General features: G+C 65.5%; 14 protein-coding genes. 6 read left to right on the forward strand and 8 right to left on the reverse strand.

Annotated elements, in window-relative coordinates; genetic code table 11:
* Window positions 1–5: 5 nt before the first annotated feature.
* Both XH87_RS31315 and XH87_RS31320 read right to left on the reverse strand, forming a co-directional pair.
* Window positions 6–2,486, reverse strand: coding sequence for a GAF domain-containing sensor histidine kinase (locus tag XH87_RS31315; RefSeq protein WP_271590210.1), 2,481 nt, complete (start codon window positions 2,484–2,486; stop codon window positions 6–8).
* Between the two features lie 103 nt (window positions 2,487–2,589).
* On the reverse strand, window positions 2,590–4,368 hold the full coding sequence (locus tag XH87_RS31320) for a thiamine pyrophosphate-requiring protein (RefSeq protein WP_333909208.1): 1,779 nt from the start codon (window positions 4,366–4,368) through the stop codon (window positions 2,590–2,592).
* Between the two features lie 246 nt (window positions 4,369–4,614).
* On the opposite strand from XH87_RS31320, the gene XH87_RS31325 reads away from it, so the two are divergent.
* The 3 genes from XH87_RS31325 to XH87_RS31335 are packed head-to-tail and all read left to right on the forward strand — an operon-like array spanning window position 4,615 to window position 7,977.
* Window positions 4,615–5,079 carry a (2Fe-2S)-binding protein gene (locus tag XH87_RS31325; RefSeq protein ID WP_193374077.1) on the forward strand — a complete coding sequence of 155 codons (465 nt, stop codon included), beginning with the start codon at window positions 4,615–4,617 and terminating at the stop codon, window positions 5,077–5,079.
* 1 nt (window position 5,080) lies between these two features.
* Window positions 5,081–7,336, forward strand: a complete 2,256-nt coding sequence (locus tag XH87_RS31330; RefSeq protein WP_271590212.1) for a xanthine dehydrogenase family protein molybdopterin-binding subunit — start codon at window positions 5,081–5,083, stop codon at window positions 7,334–7,336.
* An 8-nt stretch (window positions 7,337–7,344) separates the two neighbouring features.
* Entirely contained in the window at window positions 7,345–7,977 is a 633-nt protein-coding gene (locus tag XH87_RS31335; RefSeq protein ID WP_271590213.1) for a hypothetical protein, read from the forward strand.
* Window positions 7,978–9,065: 1,088 nt separating this feature from the next.
* On the opposite strand, the gene XH87_RS31340 is transcribed toward XH87_RS31335, so the two are convergent.
* From XH87_RS31340 to ku, 6 genes are all read right to left on the reverse strand, one after another.
* Entirely contained in the window at window positions 9,066–10,661 is a 1,596-nt protein-coding gene (locus XH87_RS31340) for an MBL fold metallo-hydrolase (RefSeq protein ID WP_271590214.1), read from the reverse strand.
* A complete protein-coding gene (locus tag XH87_RS31345; protein ID WP_271590215.1) occupies window positions 10,658–11,578 on the reverse strand; it encodes a ribose-phosphate pyrophosphokinase in 921 nt (306 codons plus the stop codon). The genes XH87_RS31340 and XH87_RS31345 overlap by 4 nt, the downstream gene beginning before the upstream one ends.
* Complete coding sequence (locus XH87_RS31350) at window positions 11,575–13,116, reverse strand: thymidine phosphorylase family protein (RefSeq protein ID WP_271590915.1); 1,542 nt, start codon at window positions 13,114–13,116, stop codon at window positions 11,575–11,577. Before XH87_RS31350 ends, XH87_RS31345 begins: the two co-directional genes overlap by 4 nt.
* A gap of 139 nt (window positions 13,117–13,255) precedes the next feature.
* On the reverse strand, window positions 13,256–13,420 hold the full coding sequence (locus tag XH87_RS31355) for a Flp family type IVb pilin (protein ID WP_271590216.1): 165 nt from the start codon (window positions 13,418–13,420) through the stop codon (window positions 13,256–13,258).
* Between the two features lie 278 nt (window positions 13,421–13,698).
* Window positions 13,699–13,932: a hypothetical protein gene (locus tag XH87_RS31360; protein ID WP_271590217.1), complete on the reverse strand. Its 234-nt coding sequence runs from the start codon at window positions 13,930–13,932 to the stop codon at window positions 13,699–13,701.
* Window positions 13,933–13,991: 59 nt separating this feature from the next.
* Window positions 13,992–14,981, reverse strand: a complete 990-nt coding sequence (gene ku / locus XH87_RS31365) for a non-homologous end joining protein Ku (RefSeq protein ID WP_271590218.1) — start codon at window positions 14,979–14,981, stop codon at window positions 13,992–13,994.
* Window positions 14,982–15,211: 230 nt separating this feature from the next.
* Between ku and XH87_RS31370 the strand changes: the two genes are divergently transcribed.
* The 3 genes from XH87_RS31370 (at window position 15,212) to XH87_RS31380 (ending at window position 17,782) form a co-directional block, all read left to right on the forward strand.
* A complete protein-coding gene (locus XH87_RS31370) occupies window positions 15,212–15,367 on the forward strand; it encodes a hypothetical protein (protein WP_271590219.1) in 156 nt (51 codons plus the stop codon).
* Window positions 15,368–15,609: 242 nt separating this feature from the next.
* Window positions 15,610–16,284, forward strand: a complete 675-nt coding sequence (locus tag XH87_RS31375; RefSeq protein WP_271590220.1) for a response regulator transcription factor — start codon at window positions 15,610–15,612, stop codon at window positions 16,282–16,284.
* 121 nt (window positions 16,285–16,405) lie between these two features.
* Window positions 16,406–17,782: a sensor histidine kinase gene (locus tag XH87_RS31380; protein ID WP_271590221.1), complete on the forward strand. Its 1,377-nt coding sequence runs from the start codon at window positions 16,406–16,408 to the stop codon at window positions 17,780–17,782.
* The last annotated feature ends 86 nt before the right edge of the window (window positions 17,783–17,868 follow it).

Here is a 17,868-nt window from a genome sequence, read left to right on the forward strand (position 1 = left end):
CGTAGCTACCTGTCCTTGTCGGGGAAGCCGCTCTTCCGCGGCAGCAGGATCGTGAATTCGGTAAACTCGCCCGGCTCGGTGGTGACGTCGATCGTGCCGCCGTGCTGCTTCACCACGATATCATGGCTCATCGACAGCCCGAGGCCGGTGCCTTCGCCGGCCGGCTTGGTGGTGAAGAACGGATTGAACATCTTCTCCTTCACCTCGTCCGGAATACCGGTGCCGTTGTCGCGGATCCGGATCTCGATGCTGTCGCCGCGATCGCGCGTCGTGGCGGTCACTACCGGTTCGTAGCCTGCGGTGCCGTCCTTCGCCTTGCGCCTCGTCACCGCGTAAAATCCATTCGAGATCAGGTTCAGCAGCACCCGGCTGATCTCCTGCGGAAACACTTCGGCTTGCCCGGCCGCGGGGTCGAGCGCGCGCTCCAGCGTCACGTTGAACCCGGGCTTCTCGGCGCGTGCACCGTGATAGGCGAGGTTGAGGCTTTCCTCGACCAGCGCGTTGATGTCGCTCAGCCCATGCTCGCCGCCGCCTTCGCGCGAATGCAGCAGCATGTTCTTGACGATGGAATCGGCACGGCGGCCGTGCTGCACGACCTTCGCGAGATTGTCCTTCAGAAGCCCCGTCAGCTCGTCGACCTCCGCGCGGACATCGTCTGCGAGCGATACCGGCGCTAGCACCTCGTTCAGCTCCTCGGTCAGCTCGGCGGACAGCGAGGCGAAATTGTTGACGAAGTTGAGCGGGTTCTTGATCTCGTGGGCGATTCCGGCGGTGAGCTGGCCGAGCGAGGCCAGCTTCTCGGTCTGGATCAGCCGGTCCTGCGCGGCGCGCAGATCGTCGAGTGATCTGGCCAGCTCGCTCGTGCGGTCCTGCACCTCGTTGAACAGGCGCGTGTTCTCGACCGCGATCACGGCCTGGTCGGCAAAGGTCTTGAGCAGGTTGATCGCCTTGTCAGGAAAATGACCGGGCTCCCGCCGCGTGACGGCGATGGTGCCGATCGCGACGCCGTCGCGCAGCATCGGCACCACCAGGATGCTGCGATAACCTCGCGTTCGCGCCAGTTCCTTCATGGCTTCGGTGAGATCAGGTTCGCTCTGCATGTCGCTGCGGAAGGCATATTGTCCACTGCGTGCCACCCGGCTGTGAATGCCAGAAGCCGAGAGCGGCGCCGGGAAGGAGCCGAGCAGATCGGCGTTGCCGGCGTCATTGTCGGTGGTGAAGGCCGCCAGATGCAGCATGCCGTCGACGATGCGGGTGACGGTGGAGGAGTGGCCGCCGATCAGCGCCTTGGCGCTGTCGGAGATGGCCTGGAACACCGGCGTGACGTCTGACGGTGAGGCCGCGATCACCTTGAGGATATCGGCGGTCGCGGTCTGACGTTCCAGTGCTTCCCTGGTCGCGTTGAACAGGCTCACGTTCTTGATCGCGATCACCGCCTGATCCGCGAAGGTCTGTAGCAGCCGCACGTGATGCTCGGCGAAATGGCCGGTCGTTCGGCGCGTGGCGATGATGATGCCGATGGCTTCGTCCTCGCTCATCAAGGGCGCGAACAGCATGCTGCGATAGCCGCGGGCGCGGGCGATGTCGCGCGCGGCCGGCTCGAGCTCGGTGTCGGGCAGTTGCGCCGCGGTACCATTGGCCACGAGCGGGTAGGGCGGGAACTGTGCAAACGGCACCGGGAAGGAGGCCTGGAGCTCGCGATCGCCCGCGGGGTCGGTCGGCGTGAATGCCGCAAGATGTGCGGCACCGTCGATATAGCGCAGCACCGCTGTGGAGAATCCGCCGATCAGGCGATTGGCGTTGGCGGCGATGGCATCGAACACCGGCTGCACGTCCGAGGGCGAGGCGGCCATCACCTTCAGGATGTCCGCCGTCGTCGTCTGGCGCTCGAGCGTCTTCTTCGTCTCGTTGAACAGCCGCGCGTTCTCGATCGCGATCACGGCCTGGTCGGCAAAGGTCTGGAGCAGCTGCACGTGATCGGGCGCGAATGCGCCGGGCTCGGCGCGCGTGACGCTGATCATGCCGACCGGCGCGCCCCGGTTCATCAACGGCATGAACAGCACGCTGCGGAAGCCGCGCAGCCGCGCGAGCTCCCGGTTCAGCTCGGGAACGTCGGCGGCCTCGCTGTCGGGAAACTGGATCGTCTCGCCGTCGCGTACGAGGGCAAAGGTCGGGAAGTCCGCGATCTTGCGCGGGAACGACGCCATCAGCCCTTCGTCAGCCTCCGGGCTGGTCGGCGTGAACGCGACGAGGTGCAGCTCGTCGCCGATGAACTGAAGCACGGTGGCGGAGAAGCCTCCGAGCAGGCGCTTCGAGCTGGACGCGATCGCCGCGAACACCGGCCGCGCGTCGGAGGGCGAGGCCGCGATGGTGCGCAGGATCTCGGCGCTGGCACTCTGACGATCCCACGCTACCGCAAGCTCGCTCCGCAGCCGCGCGTTCTCGGCTGCGAGTTCATCGGCGATGTTGTTCGGAGGGCTGGTCATCCGTAATCCGGCTCGATGCCGCGACGCACGCGGCACCGCGCCGGATTATCACATTCCCTACGGCCGGAGCCAGCGTCGGAAGCCTTGCTGAAAACCGCCCTGCTCACGTGCCCGGCCGCGACACCTCCGTCTCCTTGCTGGTGATGAACTCCAGCAGCACCGGGATCCCTTCCTGCGTCTTCTGGATGCCCCGCTTGATCGCGGGCACGATGTCCTCCGGCCTGGTCACCCGCTCGCCATGGCCGCCGAAGGCGCGCGCCATCGCGGCGTAGTCGCCGGAGATGTCGGTCGAGCGATATTTTTCGGTCGAGATCGGCATCACCTTCAGTTCGATCGCCATCGAGAAATTGTTGAGCAGGATCGACATGATCGGGATGCGCTCGCGCACCGCGGTCTCGAAATCCATGCCGGTGAAGCCGATCGCTGCATCGCCCCAGACATTGATGCAGAGCTTGTCGGGCCTTGCGAGCTTGGCGCCCATCGCCAGCCCAAGGCCGTAACCAAGCTGCGTCGTCTTGCCCCAGCCGAGATAGGTCAGGGGTTTCACCGCCTTCCAGAACGGCGAGAGCTGGTCGCGCGGACTGCCGGCATCGTGGGTGATGATGGTGTTCTCGATGTCGACGCTGTGCTGCAGGTCCCAAAGCACACGATATGGACTGAGCGGCGCGTCATTGCTGGTCAGCTTCGGCATCCATTTCGCCAGCCACTCCTTGTGCGAGGCCGCGATCTCGGCTGCGACCGCCGAGGCATCGCGATCCGCGGTGACGGCCTTGCCGATCTCTTCCAGCAGCGCATCGAGCACGAGGCCGGCATCGCCGACGAGGCCGATCCTGGCTTCCACATCCTTGTTGAGATGATTGGGATCGAGCGTCGAATGGATGATGGTCTTGCCCTTCGGCATCGCGATGCCGAAATTGGTCTCGGTAAAGGAGCAGCCGATGCCGAAGATGATGTCGGCCTCGCTCAGAAATTTCGGCACCGCGCGCGGCACCGCGAGGCCGCCGGAGCCGAGCGAGAGCGGATGCGTTTCCGGAAACGACGATTTGCCCCCCAAGCTGGTGGTGACGGGGATCGCCAGCCGCTCGGCCAGCCGCCTCAGTTGCGGCCACGCCTGCGCGTAATGCACACCCTGGCCGGCATAGATCACCGGCCGTTTCGCGTTGACGAGCAGGCTGGCTGCTTCCTTCACGTGAACAGGGTCGGCGCCGTAGCGGGTGCGCAGCACCGGCGTGTAGTCGAGCGGCTCCGGCACTTCCTCGTTCCACATGTCCGAGGGGATCTCGACGATGACGGGCCCGCCGCGGCCGTTCTTCAGCCTGGTGAAGGCGCGGCGGAAGATGTTGGCGACTTCCGCGGCCAGGATGATCGGCTCGGACGACTTCGCGAACGGCTTCATCGCCTCGCTGGAATTGAAGTTCGGCTCGATATGCGACAGCCTGCGCTGATAGCCCATCGGCAGCACCAGCACCGGCACGGATTCGCCGAAGCACTGCGCGACGCCGCCCATCGCGTTCTCCGCGCCGGGCCCGTGCTGCATGCAGAACGCGCCGATGCGGCGCCCCGACGTCACCCGCGAGATCGCATCCGCCATGTGGATGCCGACGCGCTCCTGCCGCACCATCACCGGGCGGATCTCGGCTTTCGCCGCATGCTCGATCAGATGGTTGACCGGATAGCCGCAGAGGATCTCGATCCCCTCGCGCCTCATGATTTCCGCAATCGCGGTGCCGAGCTTCATGGCGTCTCTCTCCCTTAAGGCTTGGCCGGTTGGTCCGGCCGATTGGGGAGAGAGGATCAGGAATTCCCGGAGGCGTAAAGCATGGCTGATCGCATCCGCAGGTAGGTCAGCCATGCAGGACGCGCGCGCAGGAAGGTTCGCCATCGCTACTTAGCGGTTCGCAGTGTCGTCCTGGCATTGATCAGAATGTCGCGCGACGAGAAGGTGCACTCGTGCGCTCCGCTGCTGTCGCGATAGGCGGTTCACCGCGTGCAACTGCCCTCCAAACGCAAATCCTCTATCGTCATCGTGCGAATTCGAAACGGGGCGCAGACGCGGTGGGGATTCGGTTTGACAGCGTTGAAGGCTCGAGGGCACGCTAACTCCAACGCCGCGAAGGGGTATGCCGACATGATCGAGCTCACGGTGAACGGGATCAAGCGCCAGGTCGACGTCGTTCCTGAGATGCCCTTGTTGTGGGTGCTGCGCGACGAACTCGGCATCACCAGTCCCAAATACGGCTGCGGGGTCGCGCAATGCGGCGCCTGCACTGTCCAGATCGACGGCATGGCGGTGCGGTCCTGCCAGTCGCATATCGGCGAGGTCGCGGGCAAGTCGGTCGTCACGCTCGAAGGGTTGGACAAGAAGGAGCAGCATCCGGTCCTGCAGGCCTGGATCGAGCATCAGGTCCCGCAATGCGGCTATTGCCAGACCGGCCAGATCATGCAGGCCATCTCGTTGCTTGATCTGATCTCCAATCCGACCGACGACGAGATCAACCAGGTGATGTCCGGCAATCTCTGCCGCTGTGGCACCTATCCGCGCATCCGCGCGGCGATCCACGCGGCTGCGGCAAAGAAGATGGCGGAGAAGTGAGATGGGTCACATACAGAGCCTTTCGCGCCGGGCCTTCGTTATCGGCTCCGCCGCGGTCGCCGGCGGCATTGCCTTCGGCGCCTATGGCAGCGCCGAAGCGGCCGCGCCGAGCGCCGATGACAATCCGCTGGCCGCCGGCCTCGGACCGAACTCGGTGACCTTCAATCCCTGGGTCGAGATCAGCCCGGACAAGATCACGCTGATCGCGCAACACGCCGACATCGGCCAGGGCGTCGGCTCGGTGCAGCCGATCATGATCGCGGAAGAGATGGACCTCGACCCCGGCCAGTTCGAAATCCGGTTCGCCGGTCCAAGCCCCGCCTATTTCAACACCGGCTTCGCCGACGAGTTCGCGCCGTTCGTGGCGGCGGACCAGAGCCCGGCCGCGGAGGAAGCGCGCGCCAAGACGCTCGAATGGCTGAGACAGGCCGGCCTGCAGATGACCGGTGGGTCGAGCACGCTGCCGGACAGCTACGACAAGCTGCGTGTCGCCGGCGCGGTTGCGCGCGAAACGCTCAAAGCCGCTGCCGCCAAACGTTCGGGCGTCGCAGTGGCCGACCTTCGCACTCAATCAGGCCATGTGATCCTGCCCAACGGAACCAAGATCGCCTATGTCGCACTCGCGGCGGAGGCGTCGAAAATTCCGCCGGTGCTCGATGCGCAGCCGCGCGACCCGTCCAAATGGCGTATGCTCGGCAAACCGATGATGCGGCTCGACGTCCGCTCGAAAGTGATGGGCGAGCTGAAGTTCGGCATCGACCAGAGAACGGAGGGCATGATGTATGCCTCCGTCAAGCTGAACCCCAACAAGGGACAGCCGCTGAAATCATACGATGCCGGCAAGGCCCGGTCGATGCCGGGGGTCAAGAAGATCCTCGAAATCAAGAATGGCGTCGCGGTGATCGCCACGAACAGCTGGTACGCGATGAAGGCGGTCGAGGCCATCGCCTGCGAGTGGGCGCCCTCCGCCTATCCCGCCGAGCAGGCCGACCATTGGAAAGTGCTGGAATCCTCTTTCAAGCCGGAATTCCTGGGTAAGGAGTGGCGAAAAATCGGCGACATCGAAGCCGGCCTGAAGACGGGCAAGCTCGTCGAAGCCGAATATCGCGCGCCCTATGTGGCGCATCAGCCGCTCGAGCCGCTGAACGGGATCGGCCTCGTCACCGACAAGGGCATGGAGATCTGGGTCGGCCATCAGAGCCCGCGCTTCGTGCAATATGTCGCGGCGACGGCGATCGGCCTCGAGCCGGAACAGGTCACCTTCCACAACCAGTGGAGTGGTGGGAGTTTCGGCCACCGTCTCGAGTACGAGAACGTCCGCGTTCTCGCCGAGATCGCCAATCAGATGAAGGGCACGCCGATCAAGCTCGTGTTCTCGCGCGAAGAGGATTTCCTCCAGGACATTCCGCGGCAGATTGCGATCGCGCGGCATCGCGGCAGCGTCGACAAGAGCAAGATCGTCGCCGCCGATCTGCAACTGGCCTCGACGACGCCGCTCAAGGGACTGCTCGAGCGTTCGGGCACGCCCTCGAAGGATCCCGACGGGCAATTGGCCGCCGGCCTGTGGAACGTCTATTACGACATCCCCAATTTCCGGGCCACCAGCTACGAGGCGCAGGGACTGTCGCCAAGCACCACGTGGCGTTCGGTCGGCGCTTCGACATCAGGCTTCTTCACGGAAAGCTTCATCGACGAATTGATCCATGCGGCCGGCCTCGATCCGATGAAGGCGCGCATCGCGATGTGCACCGTGCCGCACTATCGCAAGGTGCTGGAGACCGTCGCGGAGATGTCGGACTGGAAGGGGCCGCTCGGCAACGGCCGGGGACGGGGTGTCGCCTTCGTGGAATCGTTCGGCACACCGACGGCTGAAGTCGTCGAGGTGACGGCCACGGACCGGGGCATCAGGATCGACAAGGTCTGGGTCGCGGCCGATGTCGGCAAGGTCGTCGATCCCGTCAATTTCGAGAACCAGGTGCAGGGTGGCGTCGTCTGGGGGCTCGGCCATGCGATCAATTGCGAACTCACTTACGCAAACGGCGCGGTGCAGCAGACCAATTACAACCACCATGAAGCCATGCGGATCTATCAATGTCCGGTCATCGAAGTTCGCGGGCTGGAGAACGATCCCAAGGTGAGGGGCGTCGGCGAACCGCCGGTGCCGCCTGCTGCGCCCGCGCTCGCCAATGCGATCTTCGCGGCGACCGGAAAGCGCATCCGCGAAATGCCCTTCAACAAGTTCATCGATTTCGTGTGAGGCGAGCCATGAAGAGATCTCTGATTGCGGTCGTCTTCGCGGCTTCTGCGATCGCGGCCTTCACCGGGATCGTCGCAGCCAACGACGAGGCCGCAAAGGATGTGCTGCCGCCCGGCAGCGTCAGCCGCGCCGCCGGACTGGAGGCTTGGAAGCGGATTGAGGCCGTCGTGACCCATCCCCGGTGCGCCAACTGCCACGTCGATGCCAAGGCCATACCGATCTGGACCCCGGCAGGCGAAACCAGGCCGCGCCCGCATGGCATGAATATTCACGGTGGCGAGAGCCGCATCGGCGCGGAGGCGATTCCCTGCGCAACCTGTCACATGACGTCCACCCAGGCGAACGAGCCGGCACCGTCGCCGCCGCGCGCCGGCATCGACTGGCAACTCGCGCCGGTGGCTTTCATCTGGTTCGGCAAGAGCGGCGCTGAGATCTGCGCGCAGATGAAGGACCCCAAGCGCAATGGGGGGCGCGACGCCGCCGGCCTCGTCGAGCACTTGCGGCACGATGCGTCGCTGAACGGCTTCATCCCGCGGGGCTGGGCGCCCGGAGCAGGCCGTTCGACGCCGCCGGGCACCTTCGAGGATCACGTCAAGGACATGGCCCTGTGGGGCGCCGCCGGACAACCCTGTCCGAACTGACGATCGCGCGCGCCGAGGTCGCGCACGATCGTGCCCACCGCACCATCACGTGCTCGGACCAGCGTGCCCGCGTGGAAGCTTGCCTGGGCGAGCAACGACTGGATCACGACGTTGTCGCCGGGACCCCCGTCCAGCACGCCGATGCCGCCGCCGGATCGGTCCTGCACGAGCTTGGTCCACCCCGGCTACAATCCGTTGTGCTGCCCGACGGGCAAAACACGCCAATGCCGGGTCAATTGCCCTGCGGCAAAATATTCGCATTTACAGAAATTCTGTTTTACCATACAACCCGCGTTATCCCGCCCGCCGCAAGGGGCGTTTCGCGATCGTCACGAGACGCGGGCCGGGATGCGGTGGCCGCGACGGCGTCGGCGCGCGAAGTTGGCTGCAGGGCGGGGAAATCCGTGAGCAGCGGCAGACGCGATACGACACGGCGCTGACAGCGTCCTTGTTCGGCCTCGACGGTGAGCGCACGCCAGCCGTCGGGAATGCGGATGAGGATGTGCGCGGACGGAGAAGTCGTGTGGTCCTGACGCCCGGGGTCTGTGCGTCAAGGCTTGCGGTGATGTGGCGGCCCGACCGGGTGTGCGCGTCAGCCATCCGCAAGGTGACGGGGGCAATAGTGCATCGCTCCCCGGGGAGAGCACGAAGGACACCGTGAAAACCATCGCGCAGGGAAGGCCGGGATGTCCCGGCGTTGCCTGTCGTCCACCCCGTGCGCGTTCTCTCGCACACGCGGGACTTCGGGTGCCAGCCGGCGCCCGGCCTTCCCTGCGCCCTTGTTGAGATAAGGGCGGAAGAAGACAGCAAAGCTCGGGCGAAACGCGCCGCGAGGATAAGCAGCTATGTCTATCGTTGAACAGCGGTCTCGTGCCCCGGACGCAGCGCAGCGCTTCCTTCAGCGGTGCGCTGCAGAGCCGGGGCCCACGCTCAATGAAATGCGCAGCCTTCCGGGTCCCGGCTCTGCGCAGCAGCGTAAGAACGCTGCAGCGCGTCCGGGACACGAGAGACGCGCGTTATGGCGGCACGCGCTCGCAATGACGAGATTGACCGACGCCGATGTCTCTGACTGCGATCGGCGTCCCTCTCTACGCCTTCTCCTGCAGCGCGCGGCGCAGCCTTCGGATGATGACGCCGCGGGCGCGGTCGTCGGCGGCGGCTGCGACACGATCGTTGATATCGAGCATGAGCTCCGACATCTCGTTGTGCCAGTCGAGACGGGTCACGGCCTCCGGCGCCAGCCGCCGGCGGTGATCGACGTCGAGCACGCGCGGTTCGGGCGCGGCGAGTTCGTAGATGTCGTCCAGTATCGGCTGGTAAACCCTGGCCGCCGGAATGATGCGCTCGGCGACGCGTTCGGCGAGCCCCGCGATGGCATCTTCCTCACCATGGACCAGGAACAGCCCGCGGGCGATGGGTCGGCGCGCCGCGATCCAGCCGGCGATGCCGGGGCCGTCGGCATGGCCCGAATATTCGTCGATCATGCGGATGCGCGCCGCGACCTTGATCTCTTCGCCCTGGATCCGCACGGCCCTGGCTCCGTTCTGGAGGAAACGGCCGAGCGTGCCGTTGGCCTGGAAGCCGGCGAGCAGCACGGTGGCGCGCTCGTTCCACAGCCAGCGCTTCAGATGATGGCGGATGCGGCCGGCATCGCACATGCCGCTCGCGGCGATGATGATGTGGAATCCGGACAGACGCATGATCGCCTTGCTCTCGTCCGCGGTTTCGGTGAATTTGAGATGCGGCGAGTTGAGCAGGCGGGCGACGTCGACGGATGGGTCGAGGCTCTCGGCGTGCCGGCGGAACACTTCGGTCGCGCGGATCGCGAGCGGCGAGTCGAGGAAGATCGGTGCCGTCGGAATCCCGCCGTGCTCCATCAGGTCGACGAGATCGACGATCAACTCCTGGGTGCGCTCGACCGCGAAGGCGGGCAGCAGCAGCGCGCCGCCGGCCGCCGCAGCATCGCGCACCTCGGCCGCGAGGTGCTTGCGGCGGAGCGCAGGCGTCGTGGTTTCACGCACCCGGTCGCCATAGGTCGCTTCCGAGATGACGTAGTCGAAATCGGTTGGCGCTTCGGGATCGGGCTGGAGCAGCTTGGCCTCCGGCCCGACGTCGCCGGAGAGGAGCACGCGCAGCGGTCGCGTCGAACCTTGCTCGGCGATTTCGAGCTCGATCGAGGCGGAGCCGAGCAGATGGCCGGCGTTCCAGTAGCGCGCGCGCACGCCCGGGATCACGCCGGTCCAGCGTTCATAGTCGACCGCGCGAAACGATTGCAGCGATGCAATCGCATCGGCCTGCGTATAGATCGGCTGCACCTCCTTGCGCCCGCGCGAGGCGTTGCGCCGGTTGAGCTGAGCGACTTCCGATTCCTGGATGTTACCGGCGTCGGGCAGCATGTAGGAGCAGAGGTCGATCGTGCCGCGCGTCGCCAGGATCGGTCCCTCGAACCCCGCGCGCACGAGTTTCGGCAGCAGGCCGCTATGATCGATGTGGGCATGCGTGAGCAGCACGGCATCGATATCGGCGGGGCGAAACGGAAATGCGCCGTAGTTGAGCTCCTTCAGCGTCTTCTGGCCCTGGAACAGGCCGCAATCCACCAGGAAGCGGCCGGTCGCGGTCTGGAACAGATAGCTCGAGCCGGTCACGGTGCGAGCGGCACCGCAAAATCGAACGGTGATGCTCATGTCGTCGTCTCCGGAAGTTGGGCCGTGGTCAATTCGGACCGCAAGGCGGCCGCGAGAATCTCGTCGAGCGAAATCGCATTGGTCGGATGCGGCACGCTGTCGGTCGAGCGGATCGATCGGATGCCGGCCTCAGAGAATGCCGCGATCATCGCGGGTGGAAACAGCGCGTGCGTCGCGATCGCATCGACGGCGGTCGCGCCCATTGCTCTCAGCGCCTTCGCCGTCGCCATCAGCGTCGTCCCGGAGGAGACGATGTCATCCACCATGAGCGCCGGTCGTCCCGAGAGCAGGGCAGGATCGGCGAGGTTGACGGCCACGGATCGATCGCCGTGCCGCGTCTTTCCCGCCACCATGTGCTGCAATCGCAACCGACTCGCGACGTCGGTCACCCAGGGCTCGGACTCCATGTCGGGACCGATCACGACGGTCGCCGGATCGATGCCGCCCGCCGCCAGCGCCTTCGCGATGGCCGGCATGGCGGACAGGTTCTCCGCTTCGATACCCGGAAATACGGTCCTGATGTCGGGGGTGCGATGCAAGTGCGCATCCACGGTGACGACGCGGTCCACGGTGGTTGCAAGCAGATTGCCCATGGCGCGCTGGCTGATGGCCTCGCCCGCATGAAATGCAGCATCCTGCCGCATGTAGCAGAGATAGGGCGCGACCAGGACGAGCCGCTTCGCGCCGCCACGTCGCAGGGCCTCCGCAGCGAAGAGCAGGGTGATCAGCTTGTCGTTGGGTTGATCGAGCGGGGCGTAGAGAATCGCGGTGTCGGTCGCCGGCGCGACCGCGACGCGCAGTTCTCCGTCCGGAAAGCGATGCACGGCGATCTCGCCGCAGGCAAGCCCAAGCCGTGCCGCGAGGCGCTTCGCCGCATCTGCGCCGCACGGCAAGGTCTGGAGCGCGATCGTGCTCATGGCGCCGTCTTGCCTTGCGGCGCCTCGTGACCGTTGACGAGGTAACCGCTCTCTTCGGCCGCAGCGGCGGCAACCAGATCATGCTCGGGGCGGTCGAAAGCGTAGACGCGATAGAGTGGCTCGCCCTGCTCGACGCGGTCGCCGATCTTCTTGAACAGGCGGATGCCGGCGCCCTTGTCGAGCGGCGCGCCGGCGCTGCGGGCGAGGCGGTTCAGGCGCAGGCAGTCGATCGCGGCCACGATGCCGTCATGCGGTGCCTCGATCTCGAAGCTGAGCGGTCCGAGCTCGTTGCTGCAGGTCGATGGACCCTGGGCGTCGATGATCTTCTGCATCTGCTTCAGCGCCGCGCCGCTGTCGAGCAGGTCGCGCGCGCGGGCATAGCCGGCGCCGCCGCGCAGCTTCGGATCGTATTCGAGGAGATGGGCGGCGAGCCGGAGCGACTTCTCGCGCAGATCACGCGGCGCGCCCGGCTCGTTGCCGAGCACCGCCATGACGTCGTTGGCTTCCAGCACCGGCCCGATGCCGTTGCCGATCGGCTGGCTTCCGTCGGTCGTGATCACCTCGACCGTGCGGCCGAAGCGGTCGCCGACGAATTCGAACAGCTTTCGCAGCCGCATCGCCTCGACGCCGCCGGTGACCTTCGCGGTCGGCCCGACCGGGATGTCGATCAACAGATGGGTCGAGCCTGCCGCGATCTTCTTGGACATGATGGAGGCGACCATCTGCTCGCGCGTGTCGAGGCTCAGAGGGCGCTCGACCGAGATCAGGACGTCGTCGGCCGGCGACAGGTTCACGTGCCCGCCCCAGATCAGACAGCCGTTGCAGGAAGAGACGATCGCCTTCATCTCCTCGACGCCGATATTCACCCGCGCCAGGACCTCCATCGTGTCGGCGGTGCCGGCGGGCGAGGTGATGGCGCGCGAGGAGGTTTTCGGGATCGGCAGGCCATGGGCGGCGACGATCGGCACCACGACCATCGAGGTGCGATTGCCCGGGATGCCTCCGATGCAGTGCTTGTCGACGACGACCGGGGTCGGCCACACCAATTGCGTGCCGGCCTGCGCCATCGCCCCGGTGAGGGCAAGAAGCTCGTCGCTGGTGATGAAGCTGGCCGAACCGATCAGGAAGGCGGCAATCTCCATGTCGGAGTAGCGATAATGCGCGAGGTCGCTGATGATCGCGCCGATCTCGGCCTGGCTCAAGGTCCGTCCGCGGATCTTGGCGCGCACCGCTTCCAGGCTCTCCGGAGGCGCGGCGGGCCTGACCGTGACCGGCGTGCCGGCGGCTTCCGCGAAGCGCCGGAACGCAGGTTCGGAGAGTCCGATCTCGTCCGGAGCGGCCAGCGTGTCGTCATCCGTGATCAGCAACGTCGCCAGCATGACCTTGCCGCCCTGACGAAGCTCGACACGGCTGAAGCCGCGGAAGATCTCCGCGCGCAGCGCCTTCGAGTGCCTGGAGACGACGACGACGTTCTCGCGGCCGGTATCGAGCCGGACGCGGCGGATCTTCAGTTGGGAGTGCGGAAGGTCTGGATGCATGGACAGGCCGGCAGCAGGGAGTTGGATCTCCATGCTTAAGCGTCCCCGTCTTGATGCTGTTGACCCAGATCATGGCCCGCGGAGCCCGGCAGACATGGGCGCGAGCGCGGCGCGCCGTTACGCAGGCCGGGGCCGGCCGTTACTTCATCGCCGAGCTGATCGAGTTGAATTTGTTGTTGAGCAGCGCGCCACCCGTGTTGTTCACGACGGTCACGATTGCCAGAGCGATCCCGGCGGCGATCAGGGTATACTCGATTGCGGTTGCGCCATTCTCATCGACAAGGAAAGACCTCAGCAGACGCATTGCCAGCTCCCGTTCATCCGATCCAATGTATGGTCGCGCCCTTGTTGGACTCGTAAATCGATCGAATATGACCTTGTGCGCGCCAGAAGAATCGAGCCCGGCGCGATCCCTGCTCATACGACGGCATTCATTAAATTAAGGTTCCGTTGATCCGTCCAAATGGTTTCAAATCGGCAGCCCAGGGGCTGGACCGGCCCGTCAGGCCGTGATCGTGCGGCCGCTTAACCGATTGTTGAGCCTGTTCGTCAATGGGCCGGCAAGGACATCTCGATCGCGCTTCATCCGCTCCGGCCGCCCGCATTCAGCGCCCGCAACATGGCGATGCGGGCGAACATCACCCAGCCGCCGCCCGTCTCGGCCGCATTGATCAAAGTCTCGATGGCGGTCTGCCAGTGCGCCTCGTGCTGGGCGGCCTCGGGCAGCTGCATGATGTAGTCCGCCGCATCCTGAAGCGTGAGCAGCTTGCGCTTGCCCACGCGAACAGGATCGTCGAACGCGGTCGACCAGGGCATGTCAGACCGGCCGATCGGCGAGGAGAGACATCACGGCGCGACCACCGGTCTTGATGCTGTTAGCCGGCCTTCTTCGCTCGCACCGGCTTGTCGGCCTTCTTCGAAGTGTCTTTGGTCGCTTCCCTGGTCGCTGTCTTCGCCGTGCCGCCGCCCTTGCCGGCGATCGGCAGCAGCATCTCGCGCTGGCCCTCGACGCGCTTCTTCGGCCTCTTGCCCTTGGCTGTCTCCTTGGCGGTCTCCTTGGCGACCTTCGCCGCAGGTGCCGCTTCCTTCTCGCTCGCGAGGCTCTTCTTCAGCGCGTCCATCAGGTTGATGACGTTGCCGCCGGTCTTCGGTGCGACCTTCGCGGTGATCGGCATGCCGCTGCGCTTCTTGTTGATGAGATCGATCAGGGCGGTCTCGTAATGGTCCTCGAACAGCTCGGGCTCGAACGCGCCGGACTTCTTCTCGACGATGTGTTTTGCGAGATCGAGCATGTCCTTGGTGAGCTTCACGTCCTGGATGTCGTCGAAATATTCCTTTTCGCTGCGGACCTCGTAGGGGTAGCGCAGCAGCGTGCCCATCAGGCCGCTCTCCAGCGGCTCCAGCGCGATGATGTGCTCGCGGTTGGTCAGCACGACGCGGCCGATCGCGACCTTGTCCATGCTGCGGATAGTCTCGCGGATCACCGCATAGGCGTCGTGGCCGACCTTGCCGTCCGGCACGAGATAATAGGGACGGATCAGGTAGCGGTTGTCGATGTCGGCCTTGGGCACGAACTCGTCGATCTCGATCGTGTGGGTGGAGTCGAGCGCGATGTCGTCCAGCTCGTCCTTGGTGACCTCGATATAGGTGTCGGTGTCGACCTTGTAGCCCTTGACGATGTCCTCGGAGGTCACCTCGTCGCCGGTCTCGGCGTCGACCTTGAGGTACTTGATCCGGTGGCCGGTCTTGCGGTTGATTTGGTTGAACGAGACCTTCTCGGTATCCGAAGTGGCCGGATAGAGCGCGACCGGGCAGGTCACGAGCGACAGACGCAGAAAACCCTTCCAATTGGCGCGGGGGGCCATGGGCTACTCCAGACGCAACAGAGGACAAGCGGCAAAGATAACATCGTACCGGTGCGAATCATAGCAACCGCCGGCGCGGAATCTTGCAACGGCGTTAACTGCCGCCTGCGCCCTGTTGCCGGGCCGCCCATGGTCCGGAACATCGCCCGAGATCACGCGTTGCCCCGGCACTTCATAGCCGCGAAGACGTCGCGGCGATCGGACGCGCCAGCCAGAGATTGAGGTCACCCATGGCAACCACGCGAGAGCAGAAGCGGATCGTGGAAACTCCGACCGAGGCGCGCCAGGGCGAACTCGGGCCTTCGGTGGCGGCGCTGCTCGCCATCTCGACCGGGCTTGCAATCCTGATCCTCGCCGTCGTCTGGTTCGTGTTCTTCCGGACCTGACGACCGGGTCCCGGACGGCCGGACCTTCCGGCTTGCCGCGCGACGCGGCACATTGCGCCCGCCATGCCGCCGGCTCGTCCCGCGGCATGGCGGGCGCAGTCGCATTCGCTTGCGACGGGTCCTATATGACCAAAAAGTAACGTAGGCCGGTTCCCCGCGTTCATATTCAGTTCACGCCGGAATTGCTCATCTCTGGCGGTGTTCATGCAGCCTGTTCTTGTAGCCTATCCTTGGAGAGAAGCGTGCGCCTGCTCGTTGTTGAGGACGACCCCGATCTCAATCGCCAGCTCACCAAGGCGCTGACCGACGCCGGCTATGTGGTCGATCGGGCCTTCGACGGGGAGGAGGGGCACTATCTCGGCGACACCGAGCCGTATGATGCCGTGGTGCTCGACATCGGCCTGCCGAAGAAGGACGGCATCTCGGTGCTGGAGGCCTGGCGCCGCAACGGCCGCACCATGCCGGTCCTGATCCTCACCGCACGCGACCGCTGGAGCGACAAGGTGCAGGGCTTCGATGCCGGCGCCGACGACTATGTCGCAAAGCCGTTCCACCTGGAGGAGGTGCTGGCGCGCATCCGCGCCCTGCTGCGCCGCTCGGCGGGTCATGCCCAGAGCGAACTCAGCTGCGGTCCCGTCACGCTCGACACCAGGACCGGCCGCGTCAGCGTGTCGGGCAATCCCGTCAAGATGACCTCGCACGAATATCGGCTTCTGGCCTACCTGATGCACCATTCCGGGCGGGTGGTCTCGCGCACGGAGCTGGTCGAGCATCTCTACGACCAGGATTTCGACCGCGACTCCAATACGATCGAGGTATTCGTCGGCCGCATCCGCAAGAAGCTCGATGTCGACATCATCCAGACCGTCCGCGGCCTCGGCTATCTGCTGACGCCGCCGCCTGCGCCGGGCGCTTGAGGCCTGGACTTCGAGCGGTCCGGGCTTGACGGCCGCCCCGACACGGGCCTTGGTCGGCCCATGACTTCAGACGACATGACTTCCGACGACCTGACTTCCAGCCTCCGTCTGGACCGTTCCGATGGCCGCTAGCTCGCTTGCGAACCGACTGTTCTTGTCGGCGACCGCCTGGCTCGTGGTGATCCTGGCCATCACGGGCGTGGTGCTGTCGTCGGTCTACAAGAACGCCACCGAGCGCGCCTTCGACCGTCGGCTCAATCTTTATCTGCGCACCCTCATCGCCGAGGTCGCGACCCCCGACGAGCCGCCGGATCGCCAGTTCCAGTCGCTCGGCGAGCCCCTGTTCGAGCTGCCGCTGTCCGGCTGGTACTGGCAGATCACGCGCACCGACACCGAGAAGCCGGAGGTGCGGTCCTCGCGCTCGCTCTGGGACAAGAAGCTGCCGAAGCTGGAGGAGCAGGGCGCCGAGCTCACCGCGGCCGGCATCAGGCTCGCCTATGTCGACGGCCCGGAAGGGCAAAATCTGCGCATGGTGGAACGGCCGGTCGATCTCGGCGCCGACGGCAAATTTCTCGTCAGCGTCGCCGGCGACGACACCGAGATCTTCGACGAGACGCGAAGCTTCGACTACTATCTCGGCGGCACCTTCACCGCGCTCGGCATCGTGCTGCTGCTGACGACCGTGTTCCAGGTCCGGTTCGGCCTCGCACCGCTCAAGCGCATCTCGGAGTCGATCGCCGACATTCGCTCCGGGCGGGCGGAACGGCTCGAGGGTGAATTCCCGGTCGAGATCGCGCCGCTGGCGCGCGAGACCAACGCGTTGATCGATGCCAATCGCGAGATCGTCGAGCGCGCGCGCACCCATGTCGGCAATCTCGCCCATGCGATCAAGACGCCGCTCTCGGTCATCGTCAACGAGGCCGGCGCCCACCTGGCCGATCCATTTGCGGCCAAGGTGATGGAGCAGGCGGACCTGATGCGCGACCAGGTCGCCCATCATCTGGAACGTGCGCGCATTGCAGCGCGGGTATCGGTGGTCGCGACCGTGACGGACGTGGCGCCTGCCATCGAGGCGCTGCGGCGGACCATGGAGAAGATCCATCGCGACCGTGGCATTGTCGTCGAAGCCAAGACCGACGCGTCGGCAAAATTTCGCGGCGAGCGGCAGGATCTGGAGGAGATGGTCGGCAATCTCGTCGACAATGCCTGCAAATGGGCCGCCTCGCGCGTCTTGATCGAGGTTCTGGTCGAGACGCCGCACCAGACCGGCGCCGGCCCGCGTTTGCGGATCATCGTCGATGACGACGGTCGCGGCCTGTCGGAGGCCGAGCGCGCGCAGGTCTCCAGGCGCGGCCAGCGGCTGGATGAGTCCAAGCCCGGATCGGGACTGGGCCTGTCCATCGTGGTCGATCTCGCCGCGCTCTATGGCGGCAGCCTTTCGCTCGGAGCTGCGCCGACCGGCGGCCTGCGGGCCGAATTGGTCCTTCCGGGACTGTAGTCCCTTGTTTCGAGATGGTTTTTCGTCCTCGCCGATCCCCGTCCGGAGGAAACCGGGGGGCATTCGGACCCACTTCCTAAACGGCT

The sequence above is a fragment of the Bradyrhizobium sp. CCBAU 53415 genome (genome assembly GCF_028128735.1).
Lineage (GTDB): Bacteria > Pseudomonadota > Alphaproteobacteria > Rhizobiales > Xanthobacteraceae > Bradyrhizobium.